The sequence below is a fragment of the Pseudomonas sp. WC2 genome, from assembly GCF_050586545.1.
GTDB lineage: Bacteria > Pseudomonadota > Gammaproteobacteria > Pseudomonadales > Pseudomonadaceae > Aquipseudomonas.
In genome coordinates, this window is sequence record NZ_JBOBDR010000005.1 from 155,848 (window position 1) to 168,734 (window position 12,887).

Annotated in this window: 14 protein-coding genes; 4 read left to right on the top strand and 10 right to left on the bottom strand. The window is 60.5% G+C overall.

Going from position 1 to position 12,887, the window contains the following annotated elements; genetic code table 11:
* Positions 1-23: 23 nt before the first annotated feature.
* From ACQ4OE_RS07975 to ACQ4OE_RS08020, 10 genes are all read right to left on the bottom strand, one after another.
* Positions 24-734, bottom strand: a complete 711-nt coding sequence (locus ACQ4OE_RS07975; protein WP_034154960.1) for an ABC transporter permease — start codon at positions 732-734, stop codon at positions 24-26.
* Positions 731-1,459, bottom strand: a complete 729-nt coding sequence (locus ACQ4OE_RS07980; RefSeq protein ID WP_122591506.1) for an ABC transporter permease — start codon at positions 1,457-1,459, stop codon at positions 731-733. Before ACQ4OE_RS07980 ends, ACQ4OE_RS07975 begins: the two co-directional genes overlap by 4 nt.
* Before the next feature lie 56 nt (positions 1,460-1,515).
* Positions 1,516-2,298: a transporter substrate-binding domain-containing protein gene (locus ACQ4OE_RS07985; protein WP_008083900.1), complete on the bottom strand. Its 783-nt coding sequence runs from the start codon at positions 2,296-2,298 to the stop codon at positions 1,516-1,518.
* 243 nt (positions 2,299-2,541) lie between these two features.
* The gene (locus tag ACQ4OE_RS07990; RefSeq protein ID WP_430946291.1) at positions 2,542-4,230 is read right to left on the bottom strand and encodes an ATP-dependent DNA ligase; all 1,689 of its coding nucleotides are present in this window, start codon (positions 4,228-4,230) and stop codon (positions 2,542-2,544) included.
* The gene (locus ACQ4OE_RS07995) at positions 4,227-5,261 is read right to left on the bottom strand and encodes a ligase-associated DNA damage response exonuclease (RefSeq protein ID WP_430946292.1); all 1,035 of its coding nucleotides are present in this window, start codon (positions 5,259-5,261) and stop codon (positions 4,227-4,229) included. The genes ACQ4OE_RS07990 and ACQ4OE_RS07995 overlap by 4 nt, the downstream gene beginning before the upstream one ends.
* Before the next feature lie 140 nt (positions 5,262-5,401).
* A complete protein-coding gene (locus ACQ4OE_RS08000; RefSeq protein ID WP_430946293.1) occupies positions 5,402-7,852 on the bottom strand; it encodes a penicillin acylase family protein in 2,451 nt (816 codons plus the stop codon).
* Positions 7,853-8,199: 347 nt separating this feature from the next.
* Positions 8,200-8,409: an SEC-C metal-binding domain-containing protein gene (locus ACQ4OE_RS08005; RefSeq protein ID WP_008083915.1), complete on the bottom strand. Its 210-nt coding sequence runs from the start codon at positions 8,407-8,409 to the stop codon at positions 8,200-8,202.
* Positions 8,406-8,897, bottom strand: a complete 492-nt coding sequence (locus tag ACQ4OE_RS08010) for an LEA type 2 family protein (protein ID WP_122591513.1) — start codon at positions 8,895-8,897, stop codon at positions 8,406-8,408. The genes ACQ4OE_RS08005 and ACQ4OE_RS08010 overlap by 4 nt, the downstream gene beginning before the upstream one ends.
* Positions 8,898-8,937: 40 nt before the next feature.
* Complete coding sequence (locus ACQ4OE_RS08015; protein WP_122591515.1) at positions 8,938-9,414, bottom strand: YchJ family protein; 477 nt, start codon at positions 9,412-9,414, stop codon at positions 8,938-8,940.
* Positions 9,415-9,418: 4 nt separating this feature from the next.
* Positions 9,419-9,916 (bottom strand): DUF6231 family protein, encoded by a 498-nt coding sequence (locus tag ACQ4OE_RS08020; protein WP_116254526.1) that lies wholly within the window; start codon positions 9,914-9,916, stop codon positions 9,419-9,421.
* 199 nt (positions 9,917-10,115) lie between these two features.
* On the opposite strand from ACQ4OE_RS08020, the gene ACQ4OE_RS08025 reads away from it, so the two are divergent.
* From ACQ4OE_RS08025 to ACQ4OE_RS08040, 4 genes are all read left to right on the top strand, one after another.
* A complete protein-coding gene (locus ACQ4OE_RS08025) occupies positions 10,116-10,811 on the top strand; it encodes an OmpA family protein (protein WP_007918596.1) in 696 nt (231 codons plus the stop codon).
* Positions 10,812-10,902: 91 nt separating this feature from the next.
* Positions 10,903-11,625 (top strand): OmpA family protein, encoded by a 723-nt coding sequence (locus ACQ4OE_RS08030; RefSeq protein ID WP_430946294.1) that lies wholly within the window; start codon positions 10,903-10,905, stop codon positions 11,623-11,625.
* A gap of 163 nt (positions 11,626-11,788) precedes the next feature.
* Complete coding sequence (locus ACQ4OE_RS08035; RefSeq protein ID WP_053117797.1) at positions 11,789-12,070, top strand: DUF1145 domain-containing protein; 282 nt, start codon at positions 11,789-11,791, stop codon at positions 12,068-12,070.
* Positions 12,063-12,821: a collagen-like protein gene (locus tag ACQ4OE_RS08040; protein ID WP_122591519.1), complete on the top strand. Its 759-nt coding sequence runs from the start codon at positions 12,063-12,065 to the stop codon at positions 12,819-12,821. The genes ACQ4OE_RS08035 and ACQ4OE_RS08040 overlap by 8 nt, the downstream gene beginning before the upstream one ends.
* Positions 12,822-12,887 lie beyond the last annotated feature (66 nt).

Here is a 12,887-nt window from a genome sequence, read left to right on the forward strand (position 1 = left end):
ATCTCTTTATTCCTGAGCTGGGCCTAGTGGGTCGGGCCGAGGAAGGCCAGCCATCGGCGTTCGGCCAAGCGGAACAGGCCGACCAGCGCAAAGGTAATGGTCAGGTAGATCAACGCGGCGATGCCGAACGACTGGAAGGTCAGGAAGGTCGCCGAGTTGGCGTCCCGCGCGACTTTCAGGATGTCGGGGATGGTCGCAGTAAACGCCACGGTGGTCGAGTGCAGCATCAGGATCACTTCGTTGCTGTAGTAAGGCAACGAACGGCGTAAGGCCGACGGCATGATCACGTAGGCATACAGCTTCCAGCCGGTCAGACCGTACGCTTTGGCCGCTTCGACTTCGCCGTGGTTCATGCTGCGGATCGCCCCGGCGAAAATCTCCGTGGTGTAGGCGCAGGTGTTCAGAGCGAAAGCCAGAATCGTGCAGTTCATCGCATCGCGAAAGAAACTGTCGAGCAGCGGTTGCGCCCGCACGGCGGCGAGGCTGTAGATCCCCGTGTAGCAAATCAGCAACTGGATATACAGCGGCGTGCCACGGAACAGGTAGGTGTAGAACTGCACCGGCCAGCGAATGTAGAAGTGCGGCGACACCCGGGCGATCGACAACGGAATCGACACGAGGAAGCCGATGAAGATCGAGGCGCTGAGCAGCCACATCGTCATCGCCAGCCCGGTGATGTTCTGGCCGTCGGTATAAAGGAAGGCGCGCCAGTATTCCTGCAGGAGTTCGATCATCGTACGGCCTCCCGGGAACCGGCGGCATAACGGCGTTCGAGCCAGCGCAGAATGAAGTTCGAAGCACTGGTGATCAGCAGATAAATCAGCGCGGCCAAGACCAGAAAGTAGAACAGTTGATAAGTGCTTTTGCCGGCGTCCTGCGCGGCTTTGACCAGATCGGCCAGACCAATGATCGACACCAGCGCGGTGGCTTTGAGCATCACCATCCAGTTGTTACCGATGCCGGGCAGGGCGAAACGCATCATTTGGGGGAACACCACCAAGCGAAAGCGCTGGCCACGTTTGAGGCCATAGGCGGTGGCGGCTTCAACCTGACCGCGCGGTACCGCGAGGATCGCACCCCGGAAGGTTTCGGTGAAATACGCGCCATAAATGAAGCCCAGGGTCAGCACCCCGGCGCTGAACGGGTTGATCTCGATGTATTCCCATTCCATGTAGTCAGTCAAAGACGTCAGCCAGGTTTGCAGGCTGTAGAAAATCAGCAGCATCAGCACCAGGTCTGGCACGCCGCGAATCAGCGTGGTGTAGAGCTGGGCGGGTAGGCGCACCAGTTTGATTTTCGACAGTTTGGCACTGGCGCCGAGCAGGCCGAGCAACACGGCCACCAGCAGCGACAACGCCGATAATTTGATGGTCATCCAGGTGCCTTCCAGCAGCAAAGGACCAAAGCCCTTGAGGCTGAAGGCGGAGAGCCCCAGATTTTGCAGGAGGGTTTCGAACATAAATCAGCAACCTGAGCGGATGGAAAAGGCGCCCATCGAGGATGGGCGCCGGGGCATTATTTGCCGCTGTACAGATTCAGATCGCCAAAGTGTTTCTTTTGAATCTCGGCGTATTTGCCGTCATCGTGTAACGCTTTGATACCTTTATCTAAAAGCGCCTTCAGCTCAGTGTTACCTTTCTTAATACCGACAGCGGTTTTGGCTGGCAGCAATTCGTTGTCGACTGGCTTGCTGACGTCATAGTCGGCGCCTTGTGGCGACTTCAAGAAGCCCAGTTCGGCTTGCAGCATGTCCTGGATACCGGCGTCGAGACGGCCGGAGGTCAGGTCGGAATACACCTGATCCTGATTCTGGTAGGCCTGGGTTTTCACGCCGGCCTTGTCCAGCACGGCTTTGGCGTAGGCTTCCTGGATGGTGCCCTGCTCGTAACCAACGGTTTTACCCTTCAGCGACGCGACGTCGGCGGTGATGCCGGAGCCTTTTTTCGACACGTAAGCGGTCGGGCCGGAGAACAGCTCGCTGGAGAAATCGATGACTTTTTCGCGGGCCGGAGTTACGGTCATCGACGAGATCACACCGTCGAATTTATTGGCCTTCAGGCCCGGAATCATGCCGTCGAAGTCACTTTCGACCCACTTGCACTTGACCTTCAGTTCGGCGCAAATCGCGTTGCCCAGGTCGATGTCGAAGCCCACCAGGCTGCCGTCGGCCGCTTTCGACTCAAACGGTGCGTACGAAGGGTCAACGCCAAAGCGCAGCTCTTTGTATTCCTTGGCCAGCGCGGAGCCAGCGGCCATGCACAACGCCAGTGCAGAAAGGGTCAGCAATGCTTTTTTCATTATTCAATCCCTAAGAACCAATATGAGCGCTTGTGGCGCAGAATTATTGTTACTGGAACGCGTACGACCTATAGAAAGTAGCAATTTCCGAACCAGAGTCCCGAACAAGTGTTTTAAAAGGTTGGCGCTGGGAATGGGCGAGCGAAAGAGTGCCCTTAAACGGGCACAGAAAAAAGCTTGCACTGATTTAGGGCTGATCGTCCCCACGCGGAGCGTAGGAACGATCTTCGCGTGATGTTGAGGTCAGGCCAGCAGATCCTGCAATGTGGCGAGGCTATCCGCCTCATCCACGGTTTTATCCTGACGCCAGCGCAGCATTCTCGGGAAACGCACGGCAATTCCGCTCTTGTGCCGCCGTGACAGGGCGATGCCTTCAAAGCCCAATTCGAACACCAGACTCGGCTTGACGCTGCTCACCGGGCCGAATTTTTCCACGGTGGTCTTGCGCACGATGCTGTCGACCTGGCGCATCTCCTCATCGGTCAGCCCCGAATAAGCCTTGGCGAACGGCACCAGCGAGCGTTGGCTGGATTCCGGCGGCCCGTCCCACACGGCAAAGGTGTAATCGCTGTACAGGCTGGCCCGGCGGCCATGCCCGCGCTGGGCGTAAATCAGCACTGCGTCGACACTGAACGGATCGACTTTCCACTTCCACCACACGCCCATGTCCTTGGTCCGGCCAACGCCATAAAGCGAATCCCGCGCCTTGAGCATCATGCCTTCAACACCGAGGCGCCGAGAGGCTTCGCGCTGGCGGGCGAGGTCAAACCAGTCGTTACCGGTAAGCACGGGCGAAGGCAGTAAAACCGGACTGTTGCAACGTGCAATCACCTCTTCCAATTGCGCGCGGCGCTTGGCCTGCGGCTGATTGCGCCAGTCTTCGCCTTGCCATTCCAGCAGGTCGTAAGCGAGCACCACCACCGGTACTTCTTCGAGAATCTTCTTGTCGAGGGTTTTACGGCCGATGCGTTGCTGCAGCAGGGCGAACGGTTGCACCGCTGGCGGTTCAGTCGATTGCGGATCGAAGGCATCTTCGGTGGTCGGATGGGTGCTTTTCCATACAACGATTTCGCCGTCGATCACCGTGCCATCGGGCAGACCGTGCACCAGCACATCCAGTTCGGGGAAGCGCTCGGTGACCAGTTCTTCACCGCGCGACCACACCCACAAGCGGCCCTCGCGCTTGACCACTTGCGCGCGAATGCCATCCCATTTCCATTCGATCTGCCAGTCGCTGGCCGGCCCGATCAGTTGCTCGAATTCCTCAACCGGTTGCGACAAGGCGTGGGCGAGGAAAAACGGGTACGGCTGCCCGCCGCGCTGGGCGTGTTCGTCCGCGGATTCCGGGGCGATCAGTTTCAGATAGCTGGCCGCATTCGGGCGGTTCGACAGATCGGTGTAACCCACCAGCCGTTGCGCCACGCGTTTGCTGTCGAGCCCGGCCATCGCCGCCAGCGCTCGGGTCACGAGCAATTTCGACACACCAACACGAAAGCTGCCGGTGATCAGCTTGATGCACAACATCAGGCTCGGCCTATCCAGTTGTGCCCAGAATGCCGGTAACTGCCGAGCGAGGAATTCCGGGGTTTCACCGCGCAAGGGCAGCAGTTTGTCTTCGATCCATTCAGCCAGACCAGCGCTGGACGTGTGCGGGTTTTCCGGGAGAACCAGGGAAATGGTCTCGGCCAGATCGCCCACCGATTGATAGCTTTCCTCAAACAGCCACGGCTCCAGGCCCGACACTGCGACCGCGACTTCACGCAGGACCCGCACCGGGACTAACTGCCGAGGCCGGCCGCCGGACAAAAAGTACACCGCCCACGCTGCGTCGTGGGGTTCAGCCTGGGCGAAGTAAGCCTGCATCGCCGCCAGTTTGGCGTTGCTCGAGGTGGTGGCGTCGAGTTCGGCGTAGAGATCGGCGAAGGCTTTCATACGGGCGTCTCGGCGACGGTGGGCTGGGAGGCGATGTTGTCTTCTTCGTCATCGCCGTATTCGGTGTTGAAGCCCTGTGCATCGAGGCCGTGTTCGCGCAGATGGCGCACGAGGACGCCAATCGAACCGTGGGTGACCATCACCCGTTCGGCGCCGGTCTGTTCGATTGCCCAGAGCAGACCGGGCCAGTCGGCGTGATCGGACAAGACGAATCCGCGATCCACACCGCGCCGCCGGCGAGTGCCACGCAAGCGCATCCAGCCACTGGCGAAGGCGTCGCTGAAGTCACCGAAACGACGCATCCAGCTACTGCCGCCGGCCGAGGGCGGGGCGATGACCAACGCTTCACGCATTCGTGGATCATTCTTGGCGACGTCGCCGGCGTAGATCGTCGGCGGCAGATAGACGCCTGCCTCGCGGTACACCCGGTTCAGCGGCTCGACCGCTCCGTGGCTGAGAATCGGCCCGAGGCTTTCGTCGATGCCATGGAGAATCCGCTGGGCTTTGCCGAACGAGTAGCAGAACAGCACGCTGGCCTTGCCGGCGGCGATGTTGGCTGCCCACCACTGATTGATCTCGGCAAAGATCTGCGCCTGTGGCTGCCAGCGATAGATGGGCAGGCCGAAGGTCGACTCGGTAATGAAGGTGTGGCAACGCACCGGTTCGAACGGCGCACAGGTGCCGTCCGGTTCTATCTTGTAATCCCCCGACGCGACCCAGACTTCGCCGCCGTATTCCAAACGCACTTGCGCCGAACCCAGCACGTGGCCGGCGGGATGAAAACTCAAGGTGACGCCATGGTGGGTCAGGCGCTGGCCGTAGGCGAGGGTTTGCAGATTGATGTCTTGCCCGAGTCGCGCGCGCAGAATCCCTTCGCTGGCGCTGCTGGACAGGTAATGCTGGTTGCCGGTGCGGGCGTGATCGCCATGGGCATGGGTGATCACCGAGCGCTCGACGGGACGCCAGGGGTCGATATAGAAATCCCCGGCCGGGCAATAGAGACCTTCGGGGCGCGCGATAACAAGGTCCATGTCGTTACCTGAATGGGGGGGCTTGTCAGTTATGAGGCTGGCGCGGAGCCGGAAGTTCTATCGATTTTCAGGATGACGCATTGCGACAGATCGTTCCCACGCGGAGCGTGGGAACGATCATCAGCACCATGGAACTGCGTTTATTTCCCGGGGGTAAGGGTCAATCGGGTTTTGCCATACACCCGGTCAAAGTTCTGCGGCTGCATCGGCAAGCCGATGTATTGCCCCTTCAACCACGCATCGATCCCGTTCAGGTAGTTCGGGCTGACCGGATTGCCCGACTGCCCCGTACCGTTCTGACCCATCAGCGGTTCGGTCTGGCTGAAGTCGACGATGAACCGCATCGACGGTGCGCGCGTGGTGACGAAATCCTGACCCCAAGCGAACGCCGAGGTGTTCAGCGTGGTGTGATCGCCCCCCGCCGCCAGTGGCCCGCGCACGGTTTGGCCGGTGCTGTTTTTCCAGGCATAACTGTGCAATTTGCCCCACTGCCAAGCGCGATGATCGCCGCCCAACTGACTGTCGCCGGCGCTGATCGCCGCTGCGAAACTACGAGCAAGAATCTGCGCTTTGTCTTCTTTCTGCGGCGTGCGCAGGTCATCCCAGAACGGACTGTCTTCGCGCCCCAGCAGATGATCGGCCTGCGCCGCGTAGGACAAATCACCGTTGGCGATAAACGCTTTCCACGCCGGGCTCGATTCCGGACCGAGTTCGTCGAGGAAAATCTGCTTCATGCTTTCTTGCAGGAACAGCTCATAGATGGCCGCATCCGCCGACGTCGGGCTGAGCTTGCCGTCAAACGCCATCAACCGCGTGAACGCTTCACGGGCCTTGCTGCGATCGGTTTCCGGCAGGGCATCAATGGCCTGTTTCAGCGGCTGCTTCATGCCCGGCGCTTCAAACATCTTCTTCAGCTTGGCAGCGAAGGTGGTGGTCTGGTCGTACTGCATGGCGATCACGCTGCGGCTGTCGTGTTTGCCGCTGCCGGCCAGTTCGGCCAAACGTTCGCCACGTTCCGGCGCGGCCCAGGAATTCGACAACTGCATGCCGTAACCGTGAGGAATCACGCGCTGGTTGGCGGTGCCGAGCCAGCCTTGCGCCGGGTCCTGATCGTACGGGTGCAGCATCGGGTCGGCGTAACCGTCCCAGTCGTAGCGACCTTCCCAGCCCGGCGACGGCAGCAGGCCTTCGCCTTCACGACGATTTGGGAAGCGGCCGGTGACTTGCCAGCCAATGTTGCTCGCATCGGCGAACACCAGATTCAGGGCGATGGCGCGGATCTCGCGGCTGGCGTCGGAAGCACGTTCAACGGTTTGTGCCCGGGTCAGATCGAAAAACGCATCCAGCGACTTGTCATCGGTGAAGCTCGGTGTCTGCAAGGCCAGGCCGAAACCGGTGCCTTGCGCCGCAGCCTGAGCACTGTTGAGCAGCGCGCCGTGGCGGGTTTCGTACACCGCTTCACGAATCGGTCGCTGACCTTTGACGAAATAGGTTTCGTTGCGCACACCCAGTGGCTGCCATTTGCCATTGACCTCGTAGGTCAGGCTGCTGCCCTGACGACGGATTTTTTCCAGGAACAGGTCTTGGTTGTCGCCAAATACGCTGGTGGTGCTCCACGCCACTTTGCCGTTGAAACCACCCAGCACCAACGGCAAACCGGCGACGGTCACGCCCGCCGCTTGATATTTCGGCGCACGAATCTGCACGAAGCTCCACAACGACGGCGCGGCCAGCGGCCCATGGGCATCGCTGGCGAGCAGGCTTTTACCGCTGCGGCTGCGTTGCGGGGCAATCGCCCAGTTGTTCGAAGACGGCGTGCCGAGCAGGTTCAGTGCCGACAGTTGCTGGCTGGCATTGCTCAGCTCGGTCAGGCCGGGAATCTGCCCGTTGAGCTTGAGGCCTTGCAGCTTGTCGGCTTCGGCCAGTGGCAAGTTTTCATCGGGGGCGGACGGCGTCAGCCAGGCGAGTTTGTCGGTGGTCACGGTTTGCGCGAGTACCAGCGAGGAGATTTCTTCCGGCAGGTTGGCCGACTGGCTGAAATTCAGCAGGGCGAAAATCAGTGCGGAATCTTCCGGTTTCCAGTATTCCGGCTTGTAACCGCTGGAGGCGAGGTCGCCCGGCAGCTTGTCGGCGTAGCGGAACAGGTAGGCGTTGACGCCCCGCGCATAGACTTCGAAGAAACGCTTGAGGCGTGGCGACGAAGCTTTGTACAGCTCACCGGCGCTTTTCTTCAGGTTGACTGCGCGCATGTAGCGGTCGGCATCGAGCATCGACGCACCGGACATTTCCGCCAGCCGGCCCTGAGCCAAGAGACGCAGGGTGACCATCTGATTGATGCGGTCGCTGGCGTGGACATAGCCAAGGCTGAAGAGTGCGTCGTGGAAGGTGTTGCTCTCGATCAGCGGCATGCCCATGGCATTGCGACGCACCGAAACATTCTGCGCCAAGCCCTTGAGCGGTTGCACGCCGGAGGTCGGCGGGAGGGTGTCCTGGGCGTTCCAGGTCTGGCAACCGGACAGGCCCAAAACACCGGCCACTGCTGCGGCAACGCCGAACCGGGGAAGAAAATGTGTGAGGGCTGGCGAGGCCATGGCAAAGCTCCTGCGGGGGTGTAGAGGCTGGGGGCGCAATAAAGCCGCTACGTTAGTGAGCAGGAGGTGGCCGCGCAAGCGGGCGAGAGAGTTATTTCTTGAGTTCACGACGCCCGGGGTCAGGTCTTCCCAAGTGCAGTCGAGATAAACCTGTGGGACCTGGCTTGCCAGCGATAGCGGTGTGCGAGCTGACATCAATGTTGAAGTTGCCGGCCTCATCGCTGGCAAGCCAGCTCCCACTGGGTCTGCGGGTATTCACAAAAAATGTGGTCGGCGCAGATCAAATGTGGGAGCGAGCCTGCTCGCGAAGGCGGCAGGTCAGGCGAAGAGATTCTTCGCCTAAGGCATCAAGCGCCGTGGCACTTCTTGAATTTCTTGCCGTTGCCGCACGGGCACGGGTCGTTGCGGCCGACGTCTTTCAGGGCGTTGCGCACCGGTTCCTGGTGGGCGTGGCCGCAGTTCGGGCCGTGCACGTGGCCGTGGTCATGATCGTGGTGATGGTCATGATCATGATCGTGGTTGCAGTCAGGGCCATGGACATGAGGTTGCTGGGTCATCGGTGTTGCTCCGGAATTAAATCGGCGGGGATTATCACGCCATTGCGCTCAAGGTGCACGTAGTGAGCGATGAATAAACCGGTTTCCATTTCCCCTTGCAGTCGATAGGGAATCTGCTGGTCTGAGCTTTTCAGCATTTTCACCACGTCTTTTACCCGCGGCCACAGGTTGGTGCGGATCGGCACTTTGAAATAGGCACTGCGTTTTGGTCCGACAGTGAACCAGTGTTCATGCTCGCCCTCGGCCAGCAACAGGTCGGCCAGATGAATGCGATATTCGAGGCCGCGCACGGTCAGGTCACTGTCATTGGGGTTATCGACACGAAAGTGCAGGATGAACTTCTGCTCGAGCAGTTTGGCGCGCACCACTTCGACTTTCACCAGATGCACGGCGGGTTCGACGCTGTCGTCGCTGAACCACGACGCGCAACCGCCGAGGTTGAGGACCAGCGTCAACATGAGAAATTGGTACGTGCGCCGACCGAGCATGGTTGTACTCCCTTTGGTGCCAGTCTAACCGCCGTCGTCTCTACGCGCCGAAATACCCCGCACAGCACTTCTTGAACTTCTGCCCGCTGGCGCACGGGCAACTGTCATTGCGGCCCAGCTTCAACTGCACCGTCGGGTCGATGAAATACCAGCGCCCGGTGTTCTGCACGAACGAGGAACGCTCGCGATGGCTGTGCTCGCCCTGATCATCGTGCCAGCGCGCGGTGAAAGTGACGAAGGCGTGTTCCGGCTGACCGCCGAAGACTTCCGAACTTTCGACATCGAGGCCCAGCCAAGTGCTCTGCGCGCTCCAGTTGCTGATCGACTGACGATCCAGTCCCGCTTGTTGGGCGGGCAGGGTGGTCGCCACCAGATAGTCGATCAGGCCCAGCACGTAGGCGCTGTAGCGCGAACGCATGAGCGCTTCGGCGCACGGCGCAGGATGACCGTCGTGATAGTGACCGCAGCAGGCATCCAGCAGATTGCCGCTGCCGCAAGGGCAAATGGCTGTACTCATTGCATTACCACCAGTATTTCCCGAAGTTTTCCGGATTGGCCCAGAAGCGTGAGTTGAGCCAGTCGGGGACTTGTTTGTATTCAAGCAGATCGTAGGTGAACAGGGTCAGCACTTGATCATCGCGCTGAAAACGTTCGCTGGCTTGCAGCGCCAGCGAATAGAAGTCGGTTTCCTGCCAGCCGCTGGCCGCCAGATCCGCCAGCACCGCAATGCGGCTGGCGTTGAGATTGCGAATCCCGCCTAACAGATTCAGGCCATCGCGCTTGGGCAAATGTTCCAGGCAATCGACCACCAGCGCCAGATCGAAACGCTGCGCCGCCAGTTCGGCGGGCAATGCGCCCGGCGCGGCGTGGGCGACGACGGTGTCCGGGTGCGCCTCTTTAAAGGCGCTCAGGGCCGGAAACTCGCTGGCGCCGATCAGCAGAAGACGCGCCGGGGCGTAGCGATCCAGCAAAGCGGCCAACGCCTGTTGCGGCGTGCGGGAAGAAATGGCGACGTTCATCAAGGCTCCTCAATCAGACCGCCAAGACTAGCCTGCCTGACTGCAGCGGCAAAGGGCCCTGTTTCGCCGGTTTGCGGCAAATGCGTCAAAGTCCTGTGAACACGCTCGCAAACAGCAGTGGCCTATTGCTGGCGGAGATTAAAACTCCGGTCTTTACTCCCTGAATCGGTTCTAAGCCGATCCCTCAGGAGAAAACCAGATGAGCATAGTTCGGACAGCATTACCTTTGATTCTGCTAACCAGTGTGTTGACTGGTTGTGCAGGTTTGCAGAAAACCGACTGGCCGACCTGTGCGGCGGTCGGTGGTGTTGTCGGTGCCGGTCTCGGCGCGACGGAAAGTTCGGCATGGGCCGGCTACGGCGCGTTGCTGGTCGGTGGTACCGCAGCGGCCTATTGCTGGGTGCACGGTGATGGCGACGAAGACGGCGATGGTGTGCCGGACAGTCGCGACAAGTGCCCAGGCACGCCTAAAGGCGTACAGGTCGATGCTGACGGTTGCCCTCCACCAGCGCCTGCGCCAGTGGTCGAAGAAGCTGTAGTGGTCAAGGAAGAAACCATTGTTATCCGTGATGTTCACTTCCAGTTCGACAAAGCCACGTTGACCGGCCCAGACAAACAAGTCCTCGACAAGGTCGCTACCCGACTGAAACAGGAATCCTCGACTGCGCAACTGACCGTGACCGGTCATACCGACAGCGTGGGCAGCGATGCCTACAACAAAAAACTCTCGGATCGTCGCGCGCATTCGGTGGTGGACTACTTGATCCAGCAGGGAGTGCCACGCGCCAGCTTCGTTTCGGTGTCCGGTCTGGGTGAAAGCCAGCCAGTGGCCGACAACAAAACCGCTGACGGCCGCGCGCAGAACCGTCGTACCGAAATCAAAATCCAGCGTTGAGCCCCTCTCGCATCCGCGGCTTGTGCAGTCGCGGATGCGGGTCTTTACTCCTGTGTAACCGGTATGGGCCGGTGACACAGGAGCTTTCACAATGACTGTATTCTCAAGGTCCGTCTTGCCGGTGCTGTTGCTAGGCAGCTTGCTGACCGGTTGCGCCACTCACAGCGATGGCGATGCCCCCCTCAATCAACGTACGTGGCCGATCTGCAGCCTTCTCGGCGGGCTGGTCGGTGGCGGTCTTGGCGCCATCGAAAGTGCTGGCTGGGCCGGTGGCGGCGCAGCGCTGGGGATCGTGACCGGCGGACTGATCTGCTATGCCCAGGACGGTGATGAGGACGACGACGGCGTGTTCGACCGCCGCGACCGTTGCCCGGATACCCCGGCCAATACCCCGGTCGACCATCGCGGTTGCCCGTTGCCGCAATATCCGGTGGCTGAGAAACCGGTCGAACCGGCCCCGCAGACTGAAGTCATCACCTTGAGCGATGCCGGCGACGTGTTGTTCGATTTCGACAAGTCCGACCTGACCCCGGCCGCCAAAGCCCAGCTCGATACGCTGATGGAAAAGTTGCGCAATGCCGACGTGGTGAGCATCAAAGTCATCGGGCACACCGACAGCAAAGGCTCGGATGCCTATAACCAGGCACTGTCGGAACGGCGTGCGAGCAGTGTCGCGGCGTATCTGCTGAGCCAGGGGTTGGCGCCGAACAAACTGACCAGCGAGGGTCGCGGCGAAAGTGAGCCGGTTGCCGATAACGCCACCGATGAAGGCCGCGCGCAGAACCGTCGCGTGGAGCTGCACATTAATCGTTAGGAAGCGTCTGTAGGGCGCGGGCTAGAGCTGCCGGGCGACGATCAGCGTCGTTTCGGCAGCCATTTGGCAGGCAATCGGAATTTTTTCATTTATCCCTCTGGCTTATCCCCCGCAGAAGCCGTTACTGTGCGCCCAAAGAATAATTCGCAACACGGGGGAGCGTATGAAAGTGTTCTGGGGGCTGGGGCGTTTATTGACCCTGCTGTTCTGCTGCGTGGTGCTGGCGAATCAGCTGGTGCCGTTCGTTCATCCGCTGCATCTGCTGGTCAATCTGGCCGGCGGTCTGTTGTTGCTGATTCATGTACTCGAAGTGCTGCTGTGCAATCGCAGCCTCAAAGGCCGTCCGCACCCTTGGCGTGACCGTGGCCGCATCCTGCTGTTCGGCGTTTTCCACCTGCAAACCATCCCGGCCCCGGCCGCTCCGGAGGCTTCTTCCCATGCGTAAACTTTGCCTGCTCGCTGCATTCATCAGTCCACTGGCCTGCGCCCAGGTCGTCAGTGTCGAAACCAATTCGCTGATGCGCTTGCCCAACACCGCCAGCACCTTGCAGCTGGAAAAACTGGAAGTGGCCGATTACGGCACGCTGCTGATTCCTGCCAACGTGACCGAGTTGAGCGTCGGCGAACTGCGCCTGGGTCATGAAGCGCGCATTGCGATCGTGCCGGGTGAACAGGCGCTGGACCTGAAAGTCGTTCGCGCCGAGCTGGGCGATGGCAGCAAGATCACCGCGCGCGGTGCACCGGGCACCTACGAAAAAGCGGCCCGTGCGGGGCGCAATCTGAATCTGCAATTCAAGGCATTGAACGCGCCACAACTGTTCGTTGATGCCCGTGGCGGCACCGGCGCACCAGGTTTTGTCGGTCTGGACGGCGGCAACGGTGAAGATCCGGGCTGCACCTATGGTTCGGCTGGACACGGTTTTGATGGCAGTGATGGCAGTGACGGCCAACCGGGTGCACCGGGTGCACTGGTGCGCCTTGAAGTGCCGCGTGAGTTTCCGGCCGAGCTGATCAAGGTCAATGTCGCTGGCGGTGCCGGTGGCCCGGCGGGTGTTGGCGGTAAGGCAGGGAAGGGCGGCAAGTCCAAGGGCTGCCTGGTCTATCGCGCCGATGGCGGCAAGAGCGGCAAGGCCGGGGCGGATGGACAGCCTGGGCCTGTCGGGGCTGCGGGTGCTGTGACGGTGCAGCGCTTGTAAGCGCTTTTACTGATTGTTCCCACGCTCTGCGTGGGAACACAGCCAGTGACGCTCCGCGTCACTGGA